This is a genomic window from Nostoc sp., assembly GCF_036919615.1.
Classification (GTDB): Bacteria; Cyanobacteriota; Cyanobacteriia; order Cyanobacteriales; family Nostocaceae; genus Nostoc.
Genome location: NZ_JBALCN010000005.1, coordinates 1 through 26,313 on the forward strand (window position 1 = coordinate 1; position 26,313 = coordinate 26,313).

The following is a 26,313-nucleotide window of genomic DNA, read 5'->3' on the forward strand; positions in this document are numbered from 1 at the left end:
TAAAGGACGCAAATCATCTTAAGTCCAAAGGATTGGTTCGCGATGAGCTATCGCGAACCAATCCCCTTTTCCACATCCCGTGAAAAGTCAGATCTGTCAGAAGGGCAAAAGATATAACTTTTCAGAAGTATTGATATCTTAATTTTCTCAACCATTCATCTTGCATATTCTGAAAAAAAGTTCTAAATTATTAGATTATGGGGGAATAATCTGACCTCTTAGTGTCAAAAAATAATCCGGCTCAAGTAAATATACTGCAACCAGTTTTAACTTCACGCAAACCCTAAACAGGACTGAAGATATATTTTTGTTTAGTAAAGCAAAGATTCCGGATATTAAACGGAACAATAAATAATCTAAAAATATATCTTGTGTGAATATTTTTAATAATTATATTACTGCTTGTAGTGAAGAGCAACAACTATAATTAACCCAAAGAGTAATCGAATATAAGCAAATTAATTAGCAAGAAAGCTACATAAATGTCAGCAGATTTGTTTATAGTTAGTTGATTAATTTTTCTGCAAATTATATTTGCTATTCAAAGAAGCGTTTTTGTTATGCTGAGAATAGCAAAAATAATAAATGAAGACGCATCTACCACAAATTCACAACCCAAATGGAGTTATTCTGGCGATGCACCTAAACGAATTGGAAACTACTGAAAATTTAAAAGAAGTGGAACAAGCGTGGCAAACACTAGAAAAATCAATTCTCTACTATCAAGGCCGCCCCGTTGGTACAGTAGCTGCTTATGATGAATCTGTAGCGGCGCTTAATTATGATCAGTGCTTTGTTAGGGATTTTGTCTCTGCCGGTCTAATTTTTCTGATCAAAGGTAGAACAGATATTGTTCGTAATTTCTTAGAAGAAACCTTAAAGTTACAGCCGAAAGAAAAGGCATTAGATGCCTATAAGCCGGGACGAGGATTAATACCAGCTAGCTTTAAAGTTGTATCAGAAAATGGGCAAGAATATTTAGAAGCAGACTTTGGTGAACATGCGATCGCTAGAGTTACACCTGTAGATTCTTGCCTATGGTGGATTATTTTATTGCGTGCTTATGTAGTCGCCACAGAAGATTTTTCTTTAGCCTATCAACCTGAATTTCAAAATGGGATCAGGTTAATTATGGAAATCTGCTTAGCAAATCGTTTTGATATGTACCCAACGCTGTTGGTTCCAGATGGTGCTTGTATGATTGACCGTCGTATGGGCATTTATGGACATCCTCTAGAACTACAAGTTCTTTTTTACACGGCATTGCGTGCATCTCGTGAACTGCTAATTTGTCAAGGAAATTCTGATATTGTTGCAGCCATTGATAACCGATTGCCTCTTTTATGTGCTCATATTCGCCAGCATTATTGGATAGATATTAATCGCTTGAATGCAATTTATCGCTTCAAAAGTGAAGAATATGGCAAGGGTGCTGTTAATTTGTTCAACATATATGTAGATTCTGTTCCCTATTATGAATTAGATAAGTGGCTGCCAAAAAAAGGTGGTTATCTAGCAGGTAATGTCGGGCCGTCGCAGCTAGATACTCGCTTCTTTTCACTCGGAAACTTAATGGCGATCATTTCAGACTTAGCCACTGAAGAACAATCACAAGCGATTATGACTCTCATTGAGGAACGATGGGATGACTTGGTGGGAGATATGCCAATGAAAATTTGTTTCCCAGCTTTAGAACATGAAGAATACAGAATTGTAACTGGATGTGACCCCAAAAATATCCCCTGGTCGTATCATAATGCTGGTAGTTGGCCAGTCTTAATGTGGATGTTAGCAGCTGCGGCTGTGAAAACTAACAAAATGAGTCTTGCACAAAAGGCTATTGAAACTGCCCAAGGACGCCTCAGTACAGATGAATGGCCAGAGTATTACGACGGTAAGAAAGGGCGACTGATTGGAAAACAAGCTAGGAAATATCAAACTTGGACAATTACTGGGTTTTTATTAGCAAAACAACTGATGGCAAACCCCACATATTTACCATTAATCAGCTTTGGGAAATTACCAGCAGAACAAGTTTCTAGAGCATGTGAGCTTGAAATCGCTACTGTAGACCCGTATATGACTTGATAGGGAAGTTAAAATAATTCGTAATTTCTCATGACTCTCTCTACGTTCGCGCAGCGTGTCGCAGACAGACGCTACGTGTAGCTTGCTTCCCCACAGGGGTACGCAGACTAGCTACTGTTACACTAACGTAATTCGTAATTAAAGACACTTCCAGTCGCAATACTGTTCAGTTAAGCCCAAAATCCTTGGTAGAGACGCGAAATTTCGCGTCTCTACAGGTCAAAAATCAGTACCAAAAATCCTTAACCCAAATTTTGCTGGATGACAAAAAACTGAGCCAATAAAATCCTGTATGGTTTGTGTGGAAATAATAATGAAAATCGTGTACATCTGGACTAAGATTTGACGTTTTGCCTAATAATCAAGCATGGTCTTGTGTTGACCTATTTCGGCAAAAACTAGACTACTTCTTTTTTTGGCTAAGGTATTGAAACAAGAGAGAATTAAACCCGACAATTACGAATTACGAATTAGTAAAGAGTTGGGAGTTAAAATACAAAAGCCTCCTGACTCCTGAATTATGTTTCCATGACAAACCCCCGTCAACTAGCTTTTATCGCCCTGCGAGATGTTCATAAGGGGGCTTATGCTGATGTTGCCTTAGATAGAGTGCTGCAAAAAGTTAATTTGGCTGATAGCGATCGCCGCCTACTGACAGAATTGGTTTATGGCAGTGTCAGAAGGCAGCGCACTCTTGATACTCTCATCGATCAACTCGCTCAAAAAAAATCTCACCAACAACCAAAAGACCTTCGCAGCATCCTACATCTAGGTTTATACCAACTGCGTTATCAACAGCGTATCCCCGCCTCAGCTGCTGTTAATACCACCGTCCAGCTCGCTAAAGAAAACGGTTTTTCTGGACTCACAGGTTTTGTTAATGGTGTATTACGCCAGTACATCCGCCTTGCAGAGAAGATAAAGGGAGATCCGTTACAATTTCCAGAAAACTTAGTGGAACGTTTTGACTTTTCACCCGATTTGGAAAACCTCTCTCCTAAAAGGGAAAAGGCTTTGAATTCTTCCCCTTCTCTTGTAGGGAAGGGGGTTGGGGGGTTAGGTTCCGTTCCAGATGAGGTGAATTGTCAGGTAAAACGCTTGGGGATTTTACACAGCTTTCCTGACTGGATGATTCAAGTTTGGTTAGAACAATTGGATTTTGCCCAGACAGAACAATTATGTGAATGGATGAACCAATCACCAACAATCGACTTGCGTATCAACCCGCTTCGCACTTCAATCGAGGAAGTTGAGGCGGCTTTGCAATCTGCTGGTATTTTGGTGAGACGAATTCCTCATTTACCCCAAGCGCTACGATTGATTGGTAGTGCTGGGTCAATTCAAAAACTACCGGGTTTCAGAGAAGGTTGGTGGACTGTACAAGATAGTAGTGCCCAATTGGTAAGTCATTTGCTCGACCCCCAGCCAGGTGAGGTGGTAATTGATGTGTGTGCTGCACCAGGGGGGAAAACAACCCACATCGCTGAATTGATGGCAGATAAGGGAGAAATTTGGGCTGGCGATCGCACTCCTTCTCGTCTTCGCAAACTCCAAGAAAATTCTCAACGGCTGAATTTACAATCTATTCAAATTTACACTGGTGACAGTCGCCACTTCAACCAATTTAAAAATACCGCAGACCGCGTATTGCTTGATGCTCCATGTTCTGGGTTAGGAACCATGCACCGTCATGCTGATGCTCGTTGGCGACAGACACCAGAATCTGTCCGAGAACTTTCGGTGCTGCAAAAAGAACTATTAACACATACATCTACTTTTGTCAAACCGGGTGGTGTACTAGTTTATGCCACCTGTACATTACATCCAGCAGAAAATGAACAAGTAATTTCGGCATTTTTAGCTGAGTCACCTGATTGGGAAATTGAGTCTCCCAGAGGTCTTGAGTCACCTTATTCTGCCCATACCACGCCTCAAGGTTGGTTTAAAGTCTGGCCCCATCGACAGGACATGGATGGCTTTTTTATGGTGCGCTTAAGAAAAACCAATAATTCCGAGTGAATACTGTTTAGGATTGTACGATTTGATGGAGGCCTGAATCTACCAGAGGAGGCAGCAATGGTTACCGATTCCAATGTGAAAAACTTAGTTAAAATCCTGATTGGAGCAGCCTGGATCGATGGCAGAATCCAGCCAGAAGAACGGCAATATCTGCGCGAAATAGCTCAAGCAAAAGGCTTGGCTAACGATCCAGAAATTAAGCCTTGGCTGTACGAATTAATTCCTGTACAACCAAAAGAGTGCTATGACTGGGTGCGGGAGTATTTAGGCGATCGCCCCAGCCTTGAAGATTGTGAAAATCTGATTGAAGCCATCAGTGGCTTAATTTATAGCGATGGTGAAGTTGCCGTCGAAGAAGCCAGACTCTTGACGGAATTGCAGGATATAGCGAAGCCGAATGAGTTAACTCAACCGACTCACAATGCACTTCTCAAACAAATTCAAAAGCTTTACCGCCGTTGGGTTGAAGTGCAAAACTAACAGGGAGTTATGAGTTGCCAAGACGCGAAGAATCGCGTCTTTAGATGATTTATCGTAAATTAAAGGGTTTAAGACCCCTACGTCTACATGTAGCACCAGTTTCAGTCGGGGTTTAAATCCCCGTCTGAAAATATCTAAAATGTTTGAATGCGTGAATTTTGAATTGTTAAAAGTTTGGCAATTAAACGAGCGCGAGAAGTCCGAGCGGCGGCTTGGGCCGATAGCACAGCGTTAGCGAGTCCGCCAGCGTCTGGCTGCGCCAACGCCAAACTGAACTTTTACCCAAGGGGAGATGCCAAGGGCGAACGGTGACTCATCACTTAGCACTCAGCAAGAAGTTTGAGCGGCGGCTTCCCTTGACTCTGAGCGCCGGAAGTTGGCGCTCAGAAGTTCGGTGGCCGATGAAATTTTTTCCCTTCGCGTAGCGTCTCGTAGAGAAGGGGAGACACCAAGGGCGAACGGTGACTCATCACTACTTTGACTTCGGTTCACCCACACCGGGAGTTTCTTCTTTATCAATCTTAGGCACAATATCAGGACGTTCTTTGCTTTCCCAACCTGCGGGGCGTTTCGAGTTGTACCAAGCTATTGAACCAATGGTTACAGCAGCAATAAAACCAACGACATACACCAGGGTGAAAGCAAAAGGAAATTGACCACCACCTGTTGCGACTGAATCTGCTGCCTGCATCAATATATGCATGAGTATATTCTCCAAATGTTAAGTAACAGTACTTGACACACTATAAAATGAGCGTATCACTTGACATCCCCCCATAGTTTAATTTGAGCAACTTGATATTGCACAGGAAAAAGCAGGGGGCAGGGGGTAGGGGGAGATGTAGCTTTAGCTTCCCGCAGGGTGGGGGACAAGGGGGACAAGGGGGACAAGGGGGACAAGGGGGAATTATTGAATAAGTCTCTCCCTTGTCTTCCCTCTCTTCCTTGTCTCCCTTGTCTCTTCCCCATGCCCAATGCCCACTCCTCATTACTGAGGAGGTCTAAGTTTATCCCGCCAGCTAGGCTGTGATGATGAACCTGAAGAACCAGAACTATTTGGGGGAGGCAAAGATCGCCGAGTTCTTCGAGGCGGGGAAGAAGAAGGAGAATCAGATTCTACTCTTCTAGAGCGCCGCCGTGGAGTAGATGATTCTGAGGAAGAATTACTGGAACTTGATTCTTCGCTGCGATCGCGCCTTCTCCGTCTTGAGGTAGAATCGCTGGATTGCTGTTCTTCTTGAGAATAGCTTCTCCTGCTTCTATGTCTCCTAGATGAACCACTATCTTCAGAATTTCTAGAACTTTCCCCTTCTGAGTTATCATCCGAGTCAAGAGAATGATTCAGCACTTGTTTGGGCTTGATGGTCTGGGCTTTGATGGTGCCTTTGCGACCTTCTAACTTGGGTCGTTTGGGAAACTTTTCTACGGGCATCCCCTCTACCGCTTTTTCCATAAATTCGTGCCAGGTGTAAGCGGCACTACCACTGCTGCCGTCTGTGGGGTGGTTGTCATCGTTACCTAGCCAAACCCCTGTCACCATCTGGGGAATGTAGCCAATAAACCACAAATCGCGGGCTTCATCAGAGGTGCCGGTCTTGCCAGCAACTGGTCTATTATCTAATTGGGCAGCACCACCAGTCCCCGCTTCCACGACGTTGCGTAGCATCCAAGTCATGATCGCGGCACTGTCAGTGTCAAGGGCCTGTTTAGACTTGAAATTAGCTGACCAGATCACCTTGCCTTGGCGGTTGAGGATGCGAGTAATACCGTGAGGCTCTGTATGCATTCCTTGAGTTGCAAAGCTACCATAAGCGCTGGTTAACTCTAGCAAATTGACTTCATTGGAGCCGAGAGCCAAGGAATAGGTGGGCTTGAGTTCAGATTTTATCCCCATATCATGGGCAAGTTTAATCGTTGGCGTAAATCCCACATCAATCAGCACCTTCACCGCAATAATATTGATAGAGCGGGTGAGGGCATCTCGCATGTTCATTGAGCCGTGGAAGTTTTCACCATAGTTTTTTGGTTCATACCCATCTACCACAAGGGGTGCATCCTCATAGGTATCATAGGGGCTTTTACCGCTAGCGATCGCAGTAGCATATACAAACCCTTTAAATGTCGATCCTGGCTGCCGTTGTGCCTGGGTAACCCGATTAAACTGGTTTTTACCAAAGTCTTTTCCCCCAACCATTGCCTTAATTTCACCGTTACGGGGGTCAATGGCTACCATTGCTCCTTGCTTAAAGTTTTCCCAGCGTCCTTGATTTCGCAGTGTTTTAGCTACTGCCTCTTCTGCCACCTTCTGCCAAGTCGGATTCAGCGTAGTTTCTACTACTAGACCCCCACTTGCTAGCACCTTAGGAGAAACGTACTTCGGCAATTCTTTTTGGATATAGCTGGTAAAGTAGGGTGATTCTACTTGTACTCGCTTAGGTGAACTGCTTTTGAGGGTTAGTGGCTCCTGAACGGCTGCCTGTCTTTGCTCCGGTGTAATTACTTTATCTTCTTGCATCCGTAGCAATACCAAGTCTCGCCGCCGTTTCGCCGCTTCAGGATTCTTGTCTGGGGCGTATAAGCTAGGAGCAGGAGCTAATCCAGCAATCGTTGCCATTTGGGCGAGTGACAGTTGATCTGGCGATTTACTAAAGTATACCCAGGCTGCATCTGCCACACCATAAGCTCCACCTCCCAAATAAACCAGATTCAGGTAACGCTCTAGAATCTGATCTTTGGTTAGTTCTTGCTCCATTTTTTGTGCCAAACGGACTTCCTTGAGTTTGCGCCAGATTGTCTGTTCTTGTTTCAAAAAGAGAATCCGCGTTAGCTGTTGGGTGATGGTGCTACCACCTTCTACCACACCTTGCGATCGCAAATTATTCAAACTCGCTCTGACAATCCCTTGAGGATCAACTCCGTTGTGTTGCTTAAACCTTCTATCTTCCGAGGCGATAAAAGCTTTTTTTAAATTATCTGGTATTTGTTCGAGTTTTAGCTGTTCTCTAGTCGCTTCACCTTGTTGTTGTAATATGGTGCCATCAGCAGCTTTGATGGTCAGTGTTTGCTCTCTCAGTACGGCATTCAACTGTGCCTTATCTGGCAAAGTCCGATCTATTAAACTGACGCCGTAGATCAAGGCAACTATCCCACCACCTACACCCAAGCCTACCCAAAACCATATGCGACGATAGAGTGGTTTACCGCCAGTTGCCTGATTGGACTTCATCCTAGGTAAAATTTTCATTTTGCTCAGTAACTGCCTCGTCTGCGCCACATGTGCCGATGGTAAGCTCTCATTCGTTCCTCCTTGTCCAGAGTCACTCAAATTAGTTGGTTTTCGCTTGAACCAGGAGGTAAGCTTCCCCACGTCAGTTCCTCGCTCAAAGTAGTAATTATCTAACCACCATCAATCAGCTTTGGGGTTAGCGCACCATCATTGTGTTAGTATAATATCCTATAAATAATTAACTAAATTCACTATAAAAATAATGTTTCTTAGATTTATTTAATTTAGTTTTGTAAAAATGCTGCAATTTTGATAACTATTCAGAATATATATTATTGGCATTTTCTGGAACAGATGCAGCGAGTATCCGCAAAGAGAGCCAGAAAACGGCTTACTTAAGGAGAGTGCAATATTTATGGCGAGCTACACCTACGTAACACCCAGACGAAGCGCCCTTGCCCTTGGTAGTAATATCGGTGATTCACAGACAATTTTAGAAGCAGCTATAGAGACTTTAGCCCAAACCCCAGGTATTCTCTTAGAAGCCAGATCCAATTGGTACCAAACCAAAGCTGTGGGGCCACCACAGCCAGATTACCTAAATGGCTGTATCACATTACAGGTAGAAATCCAGGCCCAGCAGTTATTAGAAATTTTGTTAAAAATTGAACAACAATTTGGGCGTGTGCGTCAGGAACGCTGGGGGCCACGAACCCTGGATTTGGATTTGTTATTATATGATGACTTGATTGTCGATACACCAAACCTCCAGATTCCCCATCCGCGAATGCGGGATCGGGCCTTTGTGTTACTACCACTGGCAGAAATTGCCCCAGATTGGATAGAACCAGTTTCTGGGTGTGTTATTAAAGAACTGCTGAAAGAGGTAGATTGTTCTGATGTACATTTATTGATGGGCAATTAAAATTACCATCCTTAAACGCAGAAGAACACTGATTTCACCTCTGTATTCACAGATAATCAGATTTTACTATGCCATTAGGTAGAGAATTACCGCAACTGCTGAAACAACGCTTGTTTTATAAAGGACGCAAGTTTGATTTTGAAGTTAATCGTTTGCGTTTGCCTAATAAAGCGGAAGGAGAATGGGAATGTATTCGTCACCCTGGTGGTGCCCTAGCTGTACCGATGACGCCAGAGGGTAAACTTGTACTGGTGCGCCAGTATCGTTTTGCAATTCAGGGACGGATATTAGAATTTCCGGCGGGAACTGTGGAACCAAATGAAGAGCCTTTAGAGACAATACAGCGTGAAATTGAAGAAGAAACTGGCTATAGTGCCCAAAAATGGGACAAACTAGGCGAGTTTTTCCTAGCTCCCGGCTATTCTGATGAGATTATCTATGCTTTTCTGGCGCGAGATTTAGAAAAGCTGGAGACACCACCACCACAAGATGGAGACGAAGATATCGAAACTGTATTTTTGACTCCTGAAGAATTAGAGAAAGCTATTCTGGAGGGAGAATCGGTAGATGCTAAATCCATATCTAGCTTTTTTCTGGCGCGTCCGTTTTTAGTTTAATTACCAATATGCTGCTAGAGTTAGCAATGCCTACGGGGGCTACGTTTATGCAGATGCCTACAGTGGAGGCTTTGAATATACTGACGAGATGATCGTTAACAACGATTTGAGTCGATACGTTGAACATCTGCGTTTTCGACCCATTTTTGGCAGCTACACCGACGACACCCAAATGAGTATTGCCATTGCGGAAGTGATTGTTGCTTAAGCATCGTAGACACCAGAAGTTTTAGGCGATAGTTTTATTACAGTTTTTAAACGCGTTCACACAGAAGGCTATTCTCGAAGCTCTACCACTCTCTGGGAAAAATTCAGGATGGGGAAGAGTTTTTAACAAAAATTCGTCCCGATAGTGATAAAAGCAGAGCAGCGATGCGTGCAGCAGCCATTGGAATTTATCCTACACCAGCAAATGTCTATATGCTAAATGCATACATATATCACACAGATGATAAATAAAATACAACTTTTAACAGTGCCAGTAAACTGACTGCTCTTTTGTTTCTAATAACTGGAAATATCTGAACTATTAATGGATGGGTTAGACGGCTAGCGATTTCGTTTGATGATCCCCTTGAGTATGAGCTTTAGAGCTTCTCAACTTTCGTGACTTCAAATGTTTAACGACGGGGAATATTACAGCTGTAAAGAGATAATAGTGCTGCAAATATAAGCTGATTTTATCAGCTAAACAGTCATATCTGCATATTTGTTTGACAAACCTATGACAAATTTATGACGAAAATGTGACAAGATTGATTTGCTTAAAAGTAACAACTTCTTGATTTTTTGTATATAAAATTAACAATATTCTGGATGTTTCTATCTTAATATCAGTAAATACTGTTACTACAAAGGATACATTTGTTAGATGTGATGTAGTCAGAGTAACTTCATGCGACTCCTCAGCAAAACTGTATTATTTAATACAGTTTTGGTAAAGGAAAAAATAAACAATTAGTGAAATTTATTAGTTTATTACTGTAAAGTAACATTTAGATTTCTCACAATATCAGTGTTTTTAATATTAGAAAAATGTGGTTAAGGACTTGCAGAAAAACTTCTTTTTTATTGTTGATGCCGCCGCAACTATCGTAACGTGATGGTCTGTCGATTTTGAGACAATCATGCTCAAGTTGATTTGGCATCAATACCTTAATATTCTTCCTCAGCAGCTTGACTGGGAATTGAGATTTTTGTTATTGAAAAATACTTACATTGATGGAGGTTTTACTTAGTGGATAACAAGAAAAGCAGACTAAAAACTGTCTTATTTAAGGCTTGTAGTTCTTTGGGAAAAAAGAGCCTAAATTACCTCAATATAATTCTCTATTTAGTAACAAGCTTTTGGAACTTTTTTCTAAAGGCGGGATCTACCCCAGTCAAGAAAGGCTTTTTCCGGGTTAAGCATCAGCAATTCCCCACAAGGAAGAAATTGCCGATGACTGTTGGGCAAAGTCAGCAAGTTAACAAGTTGACACGATTGAGACAGCGTTTACGTGACCCAGAATGGAGGCGCTACGGTTACTTACTACTACTGGGCAAGGCAATGGCGATCATGATGCTGTTCATGGTATTGGCCTTCATCCCCAATTTAATGGTCACACCAGCTCTAGCAGCCGATCCATTACTCAAAGGCAATGACATTGTTAACCCGATTAATACCCTCTGGACCCTACTAGCCGCCTTCCTAGTATTCGCAATGCAGGTAGGTTTTACGATGCTAGAAGCAGGTTTTTGTCGCTCTCGTGAAACCGTCAACGTCTTGATGGAGTGCATCGTTGACACTTGTCTTTGCGGGTTACTGTTCTATGCCTGGGGCTTTGCTTTCATGTTCAGTCATGGTAACGGCTTGATTGGACTGAATTGGTTCTTCTTGCAAGGTGCGCCCTCGACTTATGAAAGTACAGGTGTAGCGTTTCTGGCATTCTGGCTGTTTCAGTTCGCCTTTGCAGACACCTGCTCGACAATTACCTCTGGGGCGATGATTGGGCGGACAGGGTTTATTGGCGATCTTTTCTACAGCACTGGCGTTTCTGGATTCATCTACCCAATTATTGGACACTGGGCTTGGGGGCCAGACGGTTTTCTGGCAACAATGGGTAGCAAAGACGGTTTCCTACCTTTCTTGGGAATTGGCTTCCATGACTTTGCAGGCTCTACAGTTGTTCACACCATTGGGGGATTCATTGCCCTGGCAGGTGCGATCGCCCTTGGCCCGCGTTTGGGTCGTCGGTTCAAGCGCGATGGTGGCGGCCCGATGTTACCCCATGACCTTGTAATTGCTGCTTCCGGCGGTCTGATTCTGTGGTTCGGCTGGTACGGTTTCAACCCCGGCTCGACACTCTCAGCGATGGACTTTGTGGGGACTGGACGGGTTGCCGCCAATACTACCTTGGCAGCATGTGCAGGCGGTCTGTCGGCACTGTTTTTCGTTTATCCGAAAACAAAAAAGTGGGATTTGGGTTTCACAGTCAACGGTTTCTTGGCGGGCTTGGTTGCGATTACTTGCCCTTGCTATTGGGTTAATCCGACAGGTTCTATCATCATTGGAGCGGTAGCTGGTGTAGTTGTAGTTCTAGGAATAGACCTCTTGGAATGGCTTCGGATTGACGACCCCATCGGTGCAGTTCCTGTACATGGTTTTTGCGGAATCTGGGGAACGTGGTCGCTGGGCTTGTTTGCCACTGGTGAATTTGGCGCGACTGGCCCTATCTCACCTGATGTCTCTGCACCATTAAAAGGTCTGTTTTATGGTGGAGGGATACAAGTGTTGAGCGCACAAGTTATTGGTAACCTAATCATTGCTGTGTCTACATTCGCTGTGGCAATGGGGTTGATGTATTTGGTAAATTTGACAGGGACACTGCGTGTGTCGAAAGAAGGCGAATTGGAAGGTTTGGATTTACACGAGCATGGTATACCAGCCTACCCTGAATATGTGATTAGTCCATCAGTTAACCCTGATAGCTCTGCATTAGAAGAATTGAATAGATAGAGAGCTTGCGCCAAGCGCACTCTAAAGAGAGATCACGCCAAAAATTCATCAGTCCCTATCCCCATGACTCGGTGGGGCTTTTTTATGGTCTGGTCTGGGTGATGCGATGCCTAATGGGGCAAACTTATCTTTTCAAATACTACAGTTTTTCGATATTATTACAGTAATTTAAGTAAACATAAAGCTACCCTAACCTTCACTATCTCCAAGTTTGGGTAGTAAAGTACACATTGGTGGCTTACCTATATGCCTGTACATTGAACAGATTAACTGCTCAGTCAGGGACTTGCTACTTATTAGTAATACTGATTTGTTACCTTGGCTAGAGTCACATGAAAACTGACTTAGAGCCAAAGTTATCAAAGCATGACGAGAAGAAGCTTACAACTCCTAAATATGTGTCTCTATGCAAGACGCATACATATTTCACACAGATGAGAAAAAATACAACTTTTAACAGTGCCGGTAAACTGACTGCTCTTTTGTTCCTGATAACTATCTTTCTCACGCCTTGTGTGATTATAAATGCAGGTGAACGTGGTGTATTGATGAAATTTGGCGAAGTTCAAAACCAGATATTAGGAGAAGGACTTCACTTAATTATTCCTGTAGTGAATACCGTGAAAAAGTTAAGTATTCGAGTCCAAAAACAGGAAATTTCTGCTGAAGCTTCTTCCAAAGATTTACAAAATGTTTTCACCGATGTTGCTCTCAATTGGCATATTATTCCCCAGGAAGCAAATGCTATTTTTCAGGAAATTGGAGATGAACAAGATGTAGTTATTCGGATTATTAACCCAGCAGTTGAAGAAGTACTAAAAGCAGTAATGGCAAAGTATACTGCTGAAGAAATTATTACTAAACGAGGAGAAGTCAAAAATGGAGTAGATGATGCTTTGTCCACACGACTGGGTAGCTATCACGTTGCAGTTGATGATATTTCTCTAGTTCATGTCCATTTTTCAGAACGATTTGGTGAGGCGGTGGAGGCGAAGCAGATTGCTGAACAAGAAGCAAAACAAGCAGAGTTTATCGCACTGAAAGCAACAAAAGAGGCTGAGGCAAAAGTTAATTTAGCAAAAGGAGAGGCTGAGACACACAGATTATTACGTGACGGTTTAACTCCAGAAATTCTGCAAAGGCAAGCAATAGAAAAATGGAATGGAAAGCTGCCATTAATTGTAAGTAAGGAAACTCCAAAATTGTTGAATTTAAGTGAAATTTTAAAATTTGATGAAAAGTGATATTCTTTTTCACTAAATATTTGCTAAATAAGACATAGGGGCGCACAGATGTGTACCCCTAGAACCAATTCCTTTCTAAAAAGGTGATAAACTAAATTAGTCGTTGGAGAATAAAATGGGAGAATCGAGAATCTTCAACTGGATCAATAGTATAATCAACAGGGTATAAGCTGTTGAAGAAATTAGACCCGTGAATAATTCTTTTTTGAGGTTATGCTCTTGAGGTTCTTTTTGAAAAATATCCTTAGAACCGAATTGCATCAAGAGAATTCCCACAATATTAGAGAGCCAGTACCCTATAATTGAACAAGGTAGAAGTAATTTTGGGGAAAGTAAACTACATGCATACCCAAAAGCATAAGCTATTGGCAGATTGAACAGTAGGTCATTCCACCAACATAGTGGTGACAACAAATATCCCAGTATGAGAAAAAATCCACCTCTGAGTTTTTTGAAAATGTCTTTTTTGAACTCTTCTGGAGTAGATTCTTGTAAGTCCTCCAGAGTTGTGTCTCCTGTTACATTCAACTCTTGACTAACGTTTTGGACGCTTTCCATAAAAACCCACTATTCCTATCGTCTTAGTGTAGTTTAATATATAAATTAAATCAAAGTCTAGTACAGGAATGATAACATTTTGGCTTTTTGATGCTGAAAGTTTTACCACTGCATAGTTTCAGCAAAATAGTAAAAAGCAAAATTTAGGTTTAACTCAGCTACAACTTAACAATAACTGATTTCTACCAGAAGCGCATGAGTGCGATCGCCAGAGCAACCCCTCGACTTTCGCTCCAACGTCATGACTCCCATGATGCAATACAATGTGCATAATGAGTTGTGTTTGGCTTTGGGGTACAATCAGCGCAGCTGCAACTGTTGTACTCAAGCAAGAGGTACAGAGGAAATCTGTGGCATCGGTACTACACAATTCCTCTTCTATTAGACTTATTGTGGTGGTAAAACTAGTTGTGGTTAGGACGAATAGCATCATTTATTGTCAATAACTGACGGCGATCGCTAGTTTTCTAGTCGTCTTATCCCGGTCAATATTAAATGCCTCTACTGCGGAGTTTTCGTAATTATACTCTGTGTAGTAATGCTAAAGTTTATCATTAAGTTAAGCATTTTAGCTGAATTGGCAGATTGATATGGCGATCGCTTTTCGGGGCAGTGGCAAAGCCAATCGTATCCTCAATATACCCAAAAATCCTATCTCTGGTGGGTGTGGTTTTTATCACTGGCTTTTTAGCTTACGGAACAAAGCCTTTAATGTAGACCCATCACCCATCCCAATTCGTTCAATAGGTTTCAAAATCAGAATATATCTTTCTAAATCATAGTACCCGATGAGATCCAACACCCTAGCCAGAGCCTCCTTAAGGTTGGGTGAGTGGATGTTGAGTAGCAAAACTTTTATTTTTTTGCATATAGCCAGTGCAGAAATTTGAACTAATAATAGCTACAATAAAAGTACTGAGGCATCTTAATCGGAAAATGACAGATTTAACTCCAAATAGCACATTTTTAATAGTAGGAATTGTTTTTATAACGATTGCTGTTATTGGACAATCTAAATTAGGTTTTATTGAAATTAATCCCGGTTGTTTTGGTAGATTGTTGGCTCTATTTATTGGGATTTCGAGCCTCTTATATGCTTTGGGGCTAGTTAATTTTTCAGCCGTAACTCTTGACTTATTAATAACTTCTCTGGCAGAACAAATCAAACAAAGTATAAGTTCAATTAATGAGCTTTTGCAAGGATCATAATAGGTCTGAATAAGTTATTTTTGGGTGCATCTCAATACCTTTGGGTTAAGAGGATGTTTGAAAAGTATTATTATTAATATCAAAGCCTCGGAAACCTAACCCCCTTTATCTACAAGGTAATGGGGGTTTCAAAGTCTTGCAAGAGCAGGAGAGAGGAATAGAAGTGAGGTTTTGAGTATACTTGTTGACTTTCCAAACATCCTCTAAAGGGAAAAGGTTGAATTTACCTTTTAACAATTTGAAAATATTACTAATACTCCACTCAGATAAGACTGGAAATCAGACTAGCCATTACTAATAAGGTAACACTCATATGGATAAATTATCACTATAGTAGGAAAACCAATAGAAAAATAAAAACGCGCATAATTTGAGTAGCAATTAATAGTAACAGTTCGAGTTGAATAATGCCGTGTAGGCGTAGCCTGCCGTAGGCATCGCTATTTGAGAAAACTGCTTTTACTATACCTACTGGTGAGCGAAATTCAGATGGTTCTCCCCAAAAAAAGTGATATCCAGCAGGTTCAGCACCAAAACCTTTGGATGGTGCGTTAGCTAGAAGGATAACGCTCTCTACATGTATTTAAAAAATTAAATATGAGTTCTATAGAATTTCCTAAAATTAAAGTGACTTTACCAATTTCAATTTAACTTAGTTGTTTCCAACAAATTCTAAATAAAAGCTAATTTTGTAATTCATCGGATATACAAGTCACCCGGATCTCAAGCCTGCATTTTAGCCTACAATAAATAATCGTTCCCAAGTTAATTCTTTTGTAGTCTCATCCCAATGCCAGCGTAATAAATTAGCGGGTTGACTCTTGGCAATTCTTGGTAAACCAATCGCTTGTCTAGGTGCATTAGTAGCTAAAGCGATCGCACTTTCTACGTCACAAATTCCCCACTTCATCAAATTCTGCACTCCCACCAATAAGGGTAAAGTCGTCCCCGACAAAGTGCCATCCGCTAGTTGTGCCGTACCGTTTTTAACTTCAATTTTCCGACTATCCCAAGGATACACGCCATCGGGTAGCCCCAAAGGTGCAAGGGCATCGCTGACAAGAAATAGCCCTTTTTCTTCATAGCTAGCGCGAAGTAAAATTTGCAGCATCGTGGGTGAAACGTGTTTACCATCAGCAATAAAACTACACATCACATCAGGATGAATAATTGCTGCCCCTAATAATCCTGGTTCGCGGTGATGTAATGCTGGCATGGTGTTGAAAGCATGGGTTACCATCGTTGCACCCTCCTCAAAGGCACGTTGCGCTTGGGCAGCTGTTGCTTGAGAATGCCCTAAACTGACAGTAATTCCCAGAGAACGCAAATATGGAATGACTTCACCAGTCAAATCTAACTCCGGTGCTAAGGTGATCACTTTCACAATATGAGCATAATTATCCAAAACCCGCTTTACCTGATCAATTGTTAAGGGTAACAAGTACTCTGCTGGGTGTGCGCCGCGCTTTTGGAAATTCAAAAATGGGCCTTCTAGATGTACTCCCAGAATCTTGGCACCTGCTTGTTGATTAGGGAGAACCTCAGCAATAATCGCAAGCGATCGCTGAATGTTTTCTACCGAAGTTGTCACAAGTGTCGGTAAAAATCCATCTACCCCGGCATTCCACAAAAATTGTGATATCTTCACCAGCAAGTGAGCATTAATATCTGTTAAATCAGGAAATGCCAAACCCAAAGCACCGTTAATTTGCAAATCAACGCCGCCTAAAGAAATCCAGTCACCTGCTACATCTAGTAGGGGCGCACCACTGTGTACTCCTACTGTATCCATTGGCAAAATTTGCTCAATTATGCCCTCTTGATTAACTAAGAGCATCTGCAAATCTTTGTACCCTGGTACTCTAGCATTGATAATGTCTACAGGATTTTGTGTTGCTTGGATCATCACACTGGTGAAAAGAGAGCTAAATCTCATCCGATTTTAGATGAAACAATCGGCGATTAATCCAAAATCCAAAATCCAAAATCCAAAATCCAAAATTCTATGACTCCCCTAGTCGGTATTATCATGGGTAGCGATTCTGATTTGCCCATTATGAAAGACGCGATCGCAGTTTGTGAGGAATTTGGCGTTGAGAGCGAAGTGGCGATTGTTTCTGCTCATCGGACTCCAGAACGGATGGTGCAATATGCTCAACTTGTACACCAACGTGGTATTAAGGTGATTATTGCTGGTGCCGGTGGTGCTGCCCATCTGCCTGGAATGGTAGCGTCTTTAACTCCACTTCCTGTGATCGGTGTTCCTGTACCCACCCGTAACTTACAAGGTGTTGATTCTTTGTATTCTATTTTACAGATGCCTGCTGGTATTCCTGTGGCAACAGTCGCGATCGGTAATGCCAAAAATGCCGGACTTTTAGCAGTACAAATCCTCGCAACTGGGCAACCAGAATTGTTAGAAAGAGTGCAGCAATATCGCCAAACCCTATCTGAATCAGTAATTGCAAAGCAAGCAAAACTAGAACAACTAGGCTATGAGCAATATTTACAGCAGATGTTTTAATAAATGTTAACAGCATAGGGGGGAGCAGGGGAGCAGCAAGTTTTTCTCCTCGCCCCTGTATCCTCTCTACTCCATGACAAATAACGAATAACAAATGACTAACCAAACTATTCGCGTAGTTGCCCATTTTATTGCTTCGCCTAACAAAGTAGAAGAACTAAAAGCTGTACTGTTGGAACTCATTGAGCCAACCCGTCAGGAAGTAGGTGCGATCAAGTATGAACTTTTGCAAAACCAGTCCGATCCAACAGACTTTACTTTTATAGAGGAGTGGACTTCTGATCAAACCCTAAATACTCATCTAGATTCACCCCATCTTCAAGCGGCAGTAGCTAAACTCGAAGGTTTAGTGACTGCTGCACCAGATGTCCGCCGATACCATCTTTTGGCATAGTCAGATATTGCTAACTTGAAGCAGATTTTTTATTGTAGAAGAGCATTTGGAATATCTCATTAAATTTCAAGATTGAAGCGATCGCTCCAGAATCAATGCAGCATTCTGAAGTATCTTGATCCTGAGGCCTTAGTCAAAAATTGAGAGCTACAACATCCATGTGCCAATTGCTCGGAATGAACTGCAATGTTCCAACGGATATTTGCTTTTCTTTTGAAGGGTTTTCTGCACGGGGAGGAAAAACGGATGATCATCGCGATGGTTGGGGCATTGCTTTCTTTGAAGGAAAGGGATGTCGGATGTTTTTAGATGCCCAACCTTCTGTTGTTTCTCCAATAGCGGAGTTGGTGCGGAGTTATCCCATCCACTCAACCCATGTCATTGCCCATATCCGCAAAGCCACTCAGGGTGAAGTTGCCCTACACAACTGCCATCCATTCCGCAGAGAATTGTGGGGTCAGTATTGGGTGTTTGCCCACAACGGTAATTTGCCAGATTTTGATCCGGAAAATTTCGGCTTTTATCAAGCTGTAGGTGACACTGATAGTGAAAAAGCATTCTGTATGATCCTAGAAACATTGCGATCGCGCTTTCCTGAGGGTAAGCCTGACATCAAGGAACTGTACCCTGTACTGAAAGAAATTACTGATCAAATTGCACAAGTAGGTATATTTAATTACTTATTGTCGGATGGAGAACACTTATTTGCTTATTGCTCAACCAAACTCAGCTATATTGTCCGCCAAGCGCCCTTTGCAGCTGCCCATTTAATTGACCAAGACATGACTGTAGATTTTCGAGAGGTGACTACTGAACGCGATCGCGTCGCTGTTATTGCTACCACACCCCTCACTGACAACGAAGTTTGGACACAAATCCAACCGGGAGAATTAATAGTTTTTCAGGACGGGCTGCCCCTGAAATATGCGTTCAGTTCCGAACAAGTATAGGTTATGTCAAGTGAGAATATTACTCAACAAATGCTTGGCTAAAATATCTGATATTTTTGACGAATTTCACAATTAACTAGATATTTTTCCCATTTATAAATCATCTAAATGGGTTTTCTTTTTAATGCTTTCTATAATAACCTCTCTTGTCCAATGCTATATTTTCTATGGACTTCACGGACAAGTAGATTTGCAATAAAGCCAACAAGTAATACCCCTACCATGATATACATTGTCAATGTATAAGCTTCAGCTTTCGGTATACCATGATTAATCTGTAACTCACGAATGTAGTTCACAAGAACTGGGCCGAGAACACCTGCTACAGACCATGCTGTAAGCAACCGTCCATGAATAGCGCCAACTTGTACCGTCCCAAATAGATCACGTAAATAAGCAGGAATAGTTGCGAATCCACCGCCATACATGGTCAAAATGATGCAAAAACCTCCGTAAAAAAGGATAATATTGCCGATTTTGCCAGTTGTCGGAATTAAAGCATACAAAATCATCCCAAGACCAAAGAAAATCATATAGGTTCTTTTCCTACCGATGTAGTCTGATAGAAATGACCAGAAAAACCGACCGACCAAATTAAATAAGCTCAACAATACGACAAATCCAGCCCCGACTGAAGCTGAAACCTTAAACATTTCTTGAATCATTGGTGATGCTTGACTAAGAACACCAATCCCTGCGGTGACGTTGGTACACAGTACAACCCATAACAACCAGAATTGCTGGGTTTTAATCGCGTTATCAGCATTAACATTTGCAGTTGTTACCAATTTTTTCGGCTGAACAGATGGTGTATAGCCTGCGGGTTGCCAGTCAGGTGGCGCAACGCGTACAAGAAAAACACCACACATCATTAGGCAAAGGTAAATTGCACCCATCACCACAAATGTTTGCCATACACCGACGGAAGTCGATGATTTGAAATGATTCATCAGTGCTACCGCCAGCGGCGAACCAATGATCGCTCCGCCGCCGAATCCCATAATTGCCATCCCTGTTGCCATCCCTGGACGGTCAGGAAACCACTTAATCAGCGTGGAAACCGGAGAGATATAGCCAATACCTAAGCCAATCCCACCCAATACGCCGTAACCAAGATAAACCAGCACAATTTGATGTAGATATACTCCAAGAGCGGAAATGAAAAATCCGCCGCTAAAGCAGAGTGCTGCCACAAACATCGCTTTGCGGGGCCCTTCTTTTTCAACCCATTTGCCAAAAAAAGCCGCAGAAATCCCTAGAAAGGCGATCGCACTAGAAAATATCCAGCCGAGAGTTGGCAGGTTCCAATCTGTCGGCGCTGATTGGCTGATGCCGATCAGTTTCGTCATTGGCAGATTGAACACGCTAAAGCCATACACTTGTCCTATGCACAGGTGGATTGCTAATGCTGCCGGAGGAATCAACCAGCGATTAAATCCAGGCTGTGCAATGGTTTGTTCTTTCTCTAAAACAGAAGTTGGGATCATATTGCAAAATTTTTCCTCTATCTTGGAAAAGCAACTTTGATAATATGCATTCGCGTTTTCTTAACTAAGGAACAAAAAAGAACTCGTTTGAGTGAAAAATAGTATTTTCCCATTGACAGAAAGACAATTATATGAAGCTGTAACCTCTGATTTTACATACTTCTATGACTGCGAGATTTTTTGTTTACCTAACAATCAAAAGAATAAGCCCAAATCAGCTATTGAGGCATCGTCATCAGCAGAAACTACATTTCCAACTTTGGAAATAGCAGTGAGTCTCAAAAATTAGCTATTCACTAGCAATTTGCTTGATACATTAAGTAACCAATTGTGATGATAACTTAAATAGTAGAAACTAAAAGCATTTGTAATTCCTCACAAAACTGGTAGAATCACCATATTCTTGATAAAGAATGTGAGGTTTTTTGGAATTTGCAACTAGATACATGTAATCATCCAGTATGATAAACACTATACAACTGTATTCCCATCAGTTATTTGTAGATTTATTGGAGGAAATAGAATGAGTTTGTGGCAACGCCCACTGAAAAGGTTACAAGCGATCGCTGAACATAGAATATATCGGTTCCGGCTAAATTCGCTCAAAAGCTTTGTATCGCTCTTTTTAGTAGGTACCGTATTGAGTATGGCGCTTGCCGCCTGCTCTGGTGGAACTGGAAGTAATTCTTCCTCTGAAACCCCTACTGCTAGTCCTGTTGCTGCAAGCAAGGATAATGTTGAACTAACCCTCGTTTCTTTTGCAGTTACCAAAGCAGCTCACGAAGCGATCATTCCTAAGTTTGTAGAACAGTGGAAGAAAGATCATAACCAAACTGTCGTCTTCAAGCAAAGCTATGGCGGATCTGGTTCCCAAACTCGCGCCGTTATCGATGGTTTGGAAGCAGATGTTGTTCACTTAGCACTAGCTGGAGATACCTCAAAGATTGAAAAGGCTGGATTGATTCAGCCAGGATGGGAAAAAGAAGTTCCCAACAATGGTATTGTTTCCAAATCTGTTGCAGCAATAGTCACTCGTTCCGGCAATCCTAAAGGCATCAAGAACTGGCAAGATTTAGCCAAAGACGGTGTGAAATTGATTACTGCTAACCCCAAAACTTCTGGCGGTGCTAAGTGGAATTTCTTAGCACTATGGGATTCCGTAATTAAAACAGGTGGCGATGAGGCTAAAGCTACTGAATTTGTAACTAAAGTTTACAAAAATGTGCCAATCTTGCCTAAAGATTCGCGGGAAGCTACTGATACATTTGCCAAGCAAGGGCAGGGAGATGTCTTAATCAACTACGAAAACGAAGTTATTTTAGCACAGCAAAAAGGCGAGAAGGTTGATTATGTCGTTCCCGATGTGAATATATCCATTGACAATCCGCTCGCTGTGGTAGATAAAAATGTCGATAAGCACGGAACCCGCGAAGTTGCTGAAGGTTTTGTGAAATACCTTTATAGTCCAGAAGCACAGCAAGAGTTTGTTAAATTGGGATTCCGTCCTGTGGATGAGACTTTAGCTCAAAACAAGGAAGTCACAGACAAATTTCCCAAGCTGAAAACTCTGGGTACAGTTGCAGATTTAGGCGGTTGGAGCGCGATCGATAAGAAGTTCTTCGCAGATGGGGGCGTGTTTGATAAGATTCAAGCCCAAGTTAAACGGTAATTAGTCATTAATCAATGGTCGGTGGTCAGTAGAAAAAACAACCGACCACTGGCAAAAAACTTTTTTTGAAATTAAAATTTTGAATTTTTGACTATGACGACTGTATCTCCTTCTGTGGAAGTTGAACGCAAAACGCCATTCTGGAAGAGATTGAGGCGGGTTCCTTGGACTTGGCGAATCACCATTGCATACCTGACGGTGATGTTGTTTATTCCGATAGCTGCGATGTTCCTGAAAGCGAGTACGGAACCTCCGGCGAGATTTTGGGCAATCGCAACCAGTGAGATCGCATTAGCAACATATAATGTTACTTTTGTTACAGCAATATTTGCTGCCTTGCTGAATGGGATTTTTGGGACTCTGATTGCTTGGGTTTTGGTTCGCTATGACTTTCCCTTAAAACGCTTGATTGATGCCACAGTGGATTTACCCTTTGCGCTACCAACATCGGTAGCAGGGCTAACCCTGGCAACAGTTTACAGCGATAATGGCTGGATAGGTTCGCTATTAAAACCACTGGGAATTAAGGTGGCTTTTACCCGCACGGGAGTAGCGGTGGCAATGATATTTATCTCACTACCTTTTATCGTCAGAACTGTACAACCTGTGCTTCAGGAAATGGAACACGAAATTGAAGAAGCCGCCTGGTGTCTGGGGGCTTCTCAATGGCAAACTTTCTGGAAAGTAATTTTGCCGCCTTTATTTCCGACAATTTTAACTGGTGTTGCCTTGGGTTTCTCCCGTGCAGTTGGGGAATATGGCTCAACTGTGATTATCTCTTCCAATACGCCATTCCAAGATTTGATTGCACCTGTGCTGATTTTCCAACGGTTAGAGCAGTATGACTATTCTGGGGCAACAGTAATTGGCATAGTTTTACTATCAATTTCATTGGTATTACTATTGGCAATTAATTTCTTACAAGCATGGGCAAGGCGATATGACAGTAGATAAGCCAAGTTTTCATTCATCTTCTGCGTCTGATACAGAAATAGCCAAGCCTCAAGAGCAAAAGAGTTGGGTACCAATAGTTTTAATTGGGATAGCGATCGCCTATTTAGTTCTGGTTCAATACATCCCCGCAATCAACGTTTTTGTCCAAGCCTTTAGCAAAGGATTTGGGCCGTTTCTGTCCAACCTGACGCGGCCAGCTTTTCTCCATGCAGCTTGGCTGACACTGTTGCTGGCTTTGATTTCTCTACCTATAAATACAGTATTTGGGCTATGTGCAGCCTGGGCGATCGCTCGCCACAAATTTCCTGGACGCGCCGTAGTTTTGAGCATTATTGATCTACCCTTTTCGATTTCGCCCGTAGTTGCAGGATTGATGATTGTGCTACTTTACGGACGGAATGGCTGGTTTGGCCCTTGGCTCCAGGCTCATGATATCAAGATAATCTTTGCCTTTCCAGGTATGGTACTGGCCACAGCCTTCGTGAGTATGCCCTTTGTGGCGCGGGAAGTAATTCCTGTTTTAGAGGAATTTGGTAAGGATCAAGAAGAAGCTGCTAGAACTCTAGGTGCGAAAGATTGGCAGATATTTTGGCGCATCACCCTGCCTAGTATCCGTTGGGGCTTACTCTACGGTTTAATTTTGACCAATGCCAGAGCAATGGGTGAATTCGGGGCGGTTTCGGTGGTATCTGGCAATATTGCCGACCAAACCCAGAGTTTACCACTGTTTGTAGAAGATGCTTACAAACAGTACGAAACCGAAGCTGCTTTCTCTGCGGCTGTACTGTTAGCGTTGTTAGCAGTAGTAACCTTAGTGCTGAAGGAGATTCTGGAACGGAAAACCCGCATTAAAGATGTTGAATAAAATCCAACATTGATTAACTTCTTACCCAAGGTAGTAGAGTGAATGTACCTCGTTCATGCATAATGAACAGACCCAAGCCAATTAAGACAAAAGGTACAATAGCTTTACCATAGCGACTTAAAATATAAGCAATGGTAGGTTGACGGCTTAAAAAATAAGCGATCGCACACCAAACCCCTACCATGACAAAAAATATACTTAGAATTACTTCCAAGCTGGCAAGATCATGACCAGCGAATAGAGGGATATATATACTAATATTGTCACCACCATTAGCAAGAGTTACTGCTGCCACTTTATAGGTTTGGGGATGCAAAACACTCAAAATAAAAGACAATACGGGGTTAGTAGGTGTAGACTGACTAAAATCACTACTGACTGTCTGAACTGTCGTAGTTTCTGCTTTTCTATATATTAATTGTTGAAGACCAATTGCTATTGGTAGCAGTCCTAGCAATCCTATCCATTCTCGCTGGACGACCAAGCCACCAAAAAATCCTGGTAAGCTAGCGATGATAATGGCTGTAAAACCTAGATATTGACCGAGTAAGATATGCCGCCGTCGAAAATTAACATCTACCTGTGAAAAAAATATTAACAAGATAATGATGTCATCTATGTTAGTGGCTATGAAAGCAATTATCCCTTCACTGAAGGTTGTCCCTAGCTTACTCATGCTGGATTTTTAGAACCTACGATTTCTCACCATACCAAATTCACTAATTCGTAATTGGTAATTGTTGGATTTAAGTCCCCCACCAAATTATCTTTCTTGGTGGTCTAGAAGAAAGTCGCTATCAGTAATAGTGGCAGTTTTGATGCATGGGACAGAAATGACACCATCATTGCCACTGGCACTGGTGGTACTGGTGGTGCTGATATCCTCATTGCCTTGACTAATTTCATTCCCCCCCAGCGAAACCATAAGCGAAAACGGCGACGGCGGTGCTGGAATCGGCATTAGTAACAGTGATGATGAGTTTTAGGCATTATGTTCAAAAATAAAGCTCCAAACCCAGTTTCTGTCCCTTGCTTAGAAGTTGGCTGAAATTTTTATTTAACCAGAGTGATGAAAGAACGGTAAGTCGGCGAGAAAAATTCAGTGTATATGAAGAAATATAAAGTTGAAGTAGGGTGTGTTATGCCGTAAGCTAACGCACCAACGATTTAAATTTCTTAACATAGCTTGAAATATTAGCACCGACTTACTTATACAATTTAATTGTAAGTAAAGTAATGTAGTTTCGGCTTTTGATACCTTGCTTAATAATTAGTGAAAATTAGTTTTTGAATGAATCGCGTCAAAAAAAGTAGCTGACCACAGGGTAGGATGCTTCCCAATACGAAAAAGCATGTCTATGTTTATCTTAAAATATGAACGAGTTAGTTACTGCAATTACTACGGGGGCAATTGCATTTATTGCCACTAACATTGATGATATTGTCATTCTATTGTTGTTTTTTTCGGAAATAAATGCTAACTTTCGCCCTCGACATATAGTTGCTGGTCAGTTTCTAGGTTTTACAGTTCTGTTAATCCTTAGTCTTCCAGGTTTATTTGGTGGGTTAGTTTTATCAAAAAGCTGGATTGGATTACTTGGTTTACTACCAATGTCCATAGGTATCAGTAGCTTAGTGAATCAGGAAGAAGATTCATCAAAAGAAGTTGTAGCTACAACAGAAGAAGCTGAAGCATCAACAATTACTAGTTTTTTTTCTCCCCAAGCTTATAGTGTGGCAGGCGTTACAATTGCCAATGGTAGCGATAATATTAGTGTCTACGTGCCTTTATTTGCTAGCAGTAACTTAGAGGCTTTTGTGGTTATTATCGGATTATTTTTTCTCTTGTTAGGAGTTTGGTGCTACGCTGCATACAAATTAACTAACAACAGAGTCATAGCTAATGTATTGACTCGCTATGTTAATAATCTTGTGCCTTTTGTTCTTATAGGATTAGGCGCTTTTATTGTATTAAAAAGTGAAGCTTTGAGCTTAATAAAGCTAGCTGCTAGTTGTTTGTGTTTAATGATTTTGGTGAAAAATAATGAAAGTGCCGATGAAATTGGCGAAAATTCTAATAGATAACTAAGCCAATTTGAGAAGTTT

Annotated in this window: 25 protein-coding genes; 15 read left to right on the top strand and 10 right to left on the bottom strand. The window is 41.8% G+C overall.

All coding sequences use genetic code 11. The features are described 5' to 3' along the window. Window positions 1–636 precede the first annotated feature (636 nt). From V7K48_RS01875 to V7K48_RS01885, 3 genes are all read left to right on the top strand, one after another. Entirely contained in the window at window positions 637–2,088 is a 1,452-nt protein-coding gene (locus tag V7K48_RS01875; protein ID WP_335069277.1) for a glycoside hydrolase 100 family protein, read from the top strand. A gap of 528 nt (window positions 2,089–2,616) precedes the next feature. Further along, window positions 2,617–4,107, top strand: a complete 1,491-nt coding sequence (locus V7K48_RS01880) for a 16S rRNA (cytosine(967)-C(5))-methyltransferase (protein ID WP_335069075.1) — start codon at window positions 2,617–2,619, stop codon at window positions 4,105–4,107. A 57-nt stretch (window positions 4,108–4,164) separates the two neighbouring features. After that, window positions 4,165–4,587, top strand: a complete 423-nt coding sequence (locus V7K48_RS01885; RefSeq protein WP_335069077.1) for a tellurite resistance TerB family protein — start codon at window positions 4,165–4,167, stop codon at window positions 4,585–4,587. A gap of 134 nt (window positions 4,588–4,721) precedes the next feature. Here V7K48_RS01885 and V7K48_RS01890 read toward each other — a convergent pair whose 3' ends face one another. From V7K48_RS01890 to V7K48_RS01900, 3 genes are all read right to left on the bottom strand, one after another. After that, window positions 4,722–4,850 carry a hypothetical protein gene (locus V7K48_RS01890; protein WP_335069079.1) on the bottom strand — a complete coding sequence of 43 codons (129 nt, stop codon included), beginning with the start codon at window positions 4,848–4,850 and terminating at the stop codon, window positions 4,722–4,724. Between the two features lie 209 nt (window positions 4,851–5,059). Next, window positions 5,060–5,290, bottom strand: a complete 231-nt coding sequence (psb35, locus tag V7K48_RS01895; protein ID WP_335069081.1) for a photosystem II assembly protein Psb35 — start codon at window positions 5,288–5,290, stop codon at window positions 5,060–5,062. Between the two features lie 285 nt (window positions 5,291–5,575). Continuing rightward, window positions 5,576–7,831: a transglycosylase domain-containing protein gene (locus tag V7K48_RS01900; RefSeq protein ID WP_442949395.1), complete on the bottom strand. Its 2,256-nt coding sequence runs from the start codon at window positions 7,829–7,831 to the stop codon at window positions 5,576–5,578. A gap of 397 nt (window positions 7,832–8,228) precedes the next feature. Between V7K48_RS01900 and folK the strand changes: the two genes are divergently transcribed. The 4 genes from folK (at window position 8,229) to V7K48_RS01925 (ending at window position 13,597) form a co-directional block, all read left to right on the top strand. Beyond that, the gene (folK, locus tag V7K48_RS01905; RefSeq protein ID WP_335069085.1) at window positions 8,229–8,738 is read left to right on the top strand and encodes a 2-amino-4-hydroxy-6-hydroxymethyldihydropteridine diphosphokinase; all 510 of its coding nucleotides are present in this window, start codon (window positions 8,229–8,231) and stop codon (window positions 8,736–8,738) included. Between the two features lie 68 nt (window positions 8,739–8,806). Beyond that, window positions 8,807–9,355, top strand: a complete 549-nt coding sequence (locus V7K48_RS01910) for an NUDIX hydrolase (RefSeq protein ID WP_335069087.1) — start codon at window positions 8,807–8,809, stop codon at window positions 9,353–9,355. Window positions 9,356–10,796: 1,441 nt separating this feature from the next. Continuing rightward, complete coding sequence (locus V7K48_RS01920) at window positions 10,797–12,353, top strand: ammonium transporter (RefSeq protein ID WP_335069091.1); 1,557 nt, start codon at window positions 10,797–10,799, stop codon at window positions 12,351–12,353. Window positions 12,354–12,787: 434 nt separating this feature from the next. Further along, a complete protein-coding gene (locus V7K48_RS01925) occupies window positions 12,788–13,597 on the top strand; it encodes a prohibitin family protein (RefSeq protein ID WP_335069279.1) in 810 nt (269 codons plus the stop codon). A gap of 96 nt (window positions 13,598–13,693) precedes the next feature. Here the strand turns inward: V7K48_RS01925 and V7K48_RS01930 are convergent, their stop codons facing one another. From V7K48_RS01930 to V7K48_RS01940, 3 genes are all read right to left on the bottom strand, one after another. Next, on the bottom strand, window positions 13,694–14,155 hold the full coding sequence (locus V7K48_RS01930) for a hypothetical protein (protein WP_335069093.1): 462 nt from the start codon (window positions 14,153–14,155) through the stop codon (window positions 13,694–13,696). Window positions 14,156–14,309: 154 nt separating this feature from the next. Continuing rightward, the gene (locus tag V7K48_RS01935) at window positions 14,310–14,588 is read right to left on the bottom strand and encodes a hypothetical protein (RefSeq protein WP_335069095.1); all 279 of its coding nucleotides are present in this window, start codon (window positions 14,586–14,588) and stop codon (window positions 14,310–14,312) included. A gap of 121 nt (window positions 14,589–14,709) precedes the next feature. Then, window positions 14,710–14,835, bottom strand: coding sequence for a hypothetical protein (locus V7K48_RS01940; protein WP_335069097.1), 126 nt, complete (start codon window positions 14,833–14,835; stop codon window positions 14,710–14,712). Between the two features lie 256 nt (window positions 14,836–15,091). Between V7K48_RS01940 and V7K48_RS01945 the strand changes: the two genes are divergently transcribed. Then, the gene (locus V7K48_RS01945; protein WP_335069099.1) at window positions 15,092–15,364 is read left to right on the top strand and encodes a hypothetical protein; all 273 of its coding nucleotides are present in this window, start codon (window positions 15,092–15,094) and stop codon (window positions 15,362–15,364) included. A gap of 736 nt (window positions 15,365–16,100) precedes the next feature. Here V7K48_RS01945 and nagA read toward each other — a convergent pair. After that, entirely contained in the window at window positions 16,101–17,270 is a 1,170-nt protein-coding gene (gene nagA, locus V7K48_RS01950; protein WP_335069281.1) for an N-acetylglucosamine-6-phosphate deacetylase, read from the bottom strand. Between the two features lie 99 nt (window positions 17,271–17,369). On the opposite strand from nagA, the gene purE reads away from it, so the two are divergent. The 3 genes from purE to V7K48_RS01965 all read left to right on the top strand — a co-directional run bounded on the left by purE (window position 17,370) and on the right by V7K48_RS01965 (window position 19,232). Continuing rightward, a complete protein-coding gene (gene purE, locus V7K48_RS01955) occupies window positions 17,370–17,888 on the top strand; it encodes a 5-(carboxyamino)imidazole ribonucleotide mutase (protein ID WP_335069101.1) in 519 nt (172 codons plus the stop codon). Window positions 17,889–17,982: 94 nt separating this feature from the next. Then, complete coding sequence (locus V7K48_RS01960) at window positions 17,983–18,282, top strand: putative quinol monooxygenase (RefSeq protein WP_335069103.1); 300 nt, start codon at window positions 17,983–17,985, stop codon at window positions 18,280–18,282. A 158-nt stretch (window positions 18,283–18,440) separates the two neighbouring features. Next, window positions 18,441–19,232, top strand: a complete 792-nt coding sequence (locus V7K48_RS01965; RefSeq protein ID WP_335069105.1) for a class II glutamine amidotransferase — start codon at window positions 18,441–18,443, stop codon at window positions 19,230–19,232. Window positions 19,233–19,363: 131 nt separating this feature from the next. Here V7K48_RS01965 and V7K48_RS01970 read toward each other — a convergent pair whose 3' ends face one another. Continuing rightward, the gene (locus tag V7K48_RS01970) at window positions 19,364–20,719 is read right to left on the bottom strand and encodes an L-lactate MFS transporter (protein WP_335069107.1); all 1,356 of its coding nucleotides are present in this window, start codon (window positions 20,717–20,719) and stop codon (window positions 19,364–19,366) included. Window positions 20,720–21,242: 523 nt separating this feature from the next. Between V7K48_RS01970 and V7K48_RS01975 the strand changes: the two genes are divergently transcribed. From V7K48_RS01975 to cysW, 3 genes are all read left to right on the top strand, one after another. Next, window positions 21,243–22,388 (top strand): sulfate ABC transporter substrate-binding protein, encoded by a 1,146-nt coding sequence (locus tag V7K48_RS01975; RefSeq protein WP_335069109.1) that lies wholly within the window; start codon window positions 21,243–21,245, stop codon window positions 22,386–22,388. Between the two features lie 93 nt (window positions 22,389–22,481). Then, on the top strand, window positions 22,482–23,342 hold the full coding sequence (gene cysT / locus V7K48_RS01980) for a sulfate ABC transporter permease subunit CysT (RefSeq protein WP_335069111.1): 861 nt from the start codon (window positions 22,482–22,484) through the stop codon (window positions 23,340–23,342). Beyond that, window positions 23,329–24,207: a sulfate ABC transporter permease subunit CysW gene (gene cysW / locus V7K48_RS01985; protein ID WP_335069113.1), complete on the top strand. Its 879-nt coding sequence runs from the start codon at window positions 23,329–23,331 to the stop codon at window positions 24,205–24,207. The genes cysT and cysW overlap by 14 nt, the downstream gene beginning before the upstream one ends. A 13-nt stretch (window positions 24,208–24,220) precedes the next feature. Here cysW and V7K48_RS01990 read toward each other — a convergent pair whose 3' ends face one another. Together V7K48_RS01990 and V7K48_RS01995 are read right to left on the bottom strand one after the other, a co-directional pair. Next, window positions 24,221–24,883, bottom strand: coding sequence for a cadmium resistance transporter (locus tag V7K48_RS01990; RefSeq protein ID WP_335069115.1), 663 nt, complete (start codon window positions 24,881–24,883; stop codon window positions 24,221–24,223). Between the two features lie 87 nt (window positions 24,884–24,970). After that, the gene (locus tag V7K48_RS01995) at window positions 24,971–25,168 is read right to left on the bottom strand and encodes a hypothetical protein (RefSeq protein WP_335069117.1); all 198 of its coding nucleotides are present in this window, start codon (window positions 25,166–25,168) and stop codon (window positions 24,971–24,973) included. 413 nt (window positions 25,169–25,581) lie between these two features. Between V7K48_RS01995 and V7K48_RS02000 the strand changes: the two genes are divergently transcribed. Then, window positions 25,582–26,292 (top strand): cadmium resistance transporter, encoded by a 711-nt coding sequence (locus V7K48_RS02000; RefSeq protein WP_335069119.1) that lies wholly within the window; start codon window positions 25,582–25,584, stop codon window positions 26,290–26,292. The last annotated feature ends 21 nt before the right edge of the window (window positions 26,293–26,313 follow it).

What these genes read in the sequence shown, in the direction of transcription:
- V7K48_RS01970 (WP_335069107.1), bottom strand. Translation starts at nt 20,719, where the DNA reads ATGATCCCAACTTCTGTTTTAGAGAAAGAACAAACCATTGCACAGCCT.
- V7K48_RS01995 (WP_335069117.1), bottom strand. Translation starts at nt 25,168, where the DNA reads ATGCCGATTCCAGCACCGCCGTCGCCGTTTTCGCTTATGGTTTCGCTG.
- psb35 (WP_335069081.1), bottom strand. Translation starts at nt 5,290, where the DNA reads ATGCATATATTGATGCAGGCAGCAGATTCAGTCGCAACAGGTGGTGGT.
- V7K48_RS01900 (WP_442949395.1), bottom strand. Translation starts at nt 7,831, where the DNA reads ATGAAAATTTTACCTAGGATGAAGTCCAATCAGGCAACTGGCGGTAAA.
- folK (WP_335069085.1), top strand. Translation starts at nt 8,229, where the DNA reads ATGGCGAGCTACACCTACGTAACACCCAGACGAAGCGCCCTTGCCCTT.
- V7K48_RS01880 (WP_335069075.1), top strand. Translation starts at nt 2,617, where the DNA reads ATGACAAACCCCCGTCAACTAGCTTTTATCGCCCTGCGAGATGTTCAT.
- purE (WP_335069101.1), top strand. Translation starts at nt 17,370, where the DNA reads ATGACTCCCCTAGTCGGTATTATCATGGGTAGCGATTCTGATTTGCCC.
- V7K48_RS01975 (WP_335069109.1), top strand. Translation starts at nt 21,243, where the DNA reads ATGAGTTTGTGGCAACGCCCACTGAAAAGGTTACAAGCGATCGCTGAA.
- V7K48_RS01935 (WP_335069095.1), bottom strand. Translation starts at nt 14,588, where the DNA reads ATGATGCTATTCGTCCTAACCACAACTAGTTTTACCACCACAATAAGT.
- cysW (WP_335069113.1), top strand. Translation starts at nt 23,329, where the DNA reads ATGACAGTAGATAAGCCAAGTTTTCATTCATCTTCTGCGTCTGATACA.
- V7K48_RS01960 (WP_335069103.1), top strand. Translation starts at nt 17,983, where the DNA reads ATGACTAACCAAACTATTCGCGTAGTTGCCCATTTTATTGCTTCGCCT.
- V7K48_RS01910 (WP_335069087.1), top strand. Translation starts at nt 8,807, where the DNA reads ATGCCATTAGGTAGAGAATTACCGCAACTGCTGAAACAACGCTTGTTT.
- cysT (WP_335069111.1), top strand. Translation starts at nt 22,482, where the DNA reads ATGACGACTGTATCTCCTTCTGTGGAAGTTGAACGCAAAACGCCATTC.
- V7K48_RS01945 (WP_335069099.1), top strand. Translation starts at nt 15,092, where the DNA reads ATGACAGATTTAACTCCAAATAGCACATTTTTAATAGTAGGAATTGTT.
- V7K48_RS01925 (WP_335069279.1), top strand. Translation starts at nt 12,788, where the DNA reads ATGAGAAAAAATACAACTTTTAACAGTGCCGGTAAACTGACTGCTCTT.
- V7K48_RS02000 (WP_335069119.1), top strand. Translation starts at nt 25,582, where the DNA reads ATGAACGAGTTAGTTACTGCAATTACTACGGGGGCAATTGCATTTATT.
- V7K48_RS01920 (WP_335069091.1), top strand. Translation starts at nt 10,797, where the DNA reads ATGACTGTTGGGCAAAGTCAGCAAGTTAACAAGTTGACACGATTGAGA.
- V7K48_RS01965 (WP_335069105.1), top strand. Translation starts at nt 18,441, where the DNA reads ATGTGCCAATTGCTCGGAATGAACTGCAATGTTCCAACGGATATTTGC.
- nagA (WP_335069281.1), bottom strand. Translation starts at nt 17,270, where the DNA reads ATGATCCAAGCAACACAAAATCCTGTAGACATTATCAATGCTAGAGTA.
- V7K48_RS01930 (WP_335069093.1), bottom strand. Translation starts at nt 14,155, where the DNA reads ATGGAAAGCGTCCAAAACGTTAGTCAAGAGTTGAATGTAACAGGAGAC.
- V7K48_RS01885 (WP_335069077.1), top strand. Translation starts at nt 4,165, where the DNA reads ATGGTTACCGATTCCAATGTGAAAAACTTAGTTAAAATCCTGATTGGA.
- V7K48_RS01875 (WP_335069277.1), top strand. Translation starts at nt 637, where the DNA reads ATGCACCTAAACGAATTGGAAACTACTGAAAATTTAAAAGAAGTGGAA.
- V7K48_RS01990 (WP_335069115.1), bottom strand. Translation starts at nt 24,883, where the DNA reads ATGAGTAAGCTAGGGACAACCTTCAGTGAAGGGATAATTGCTTTCATA.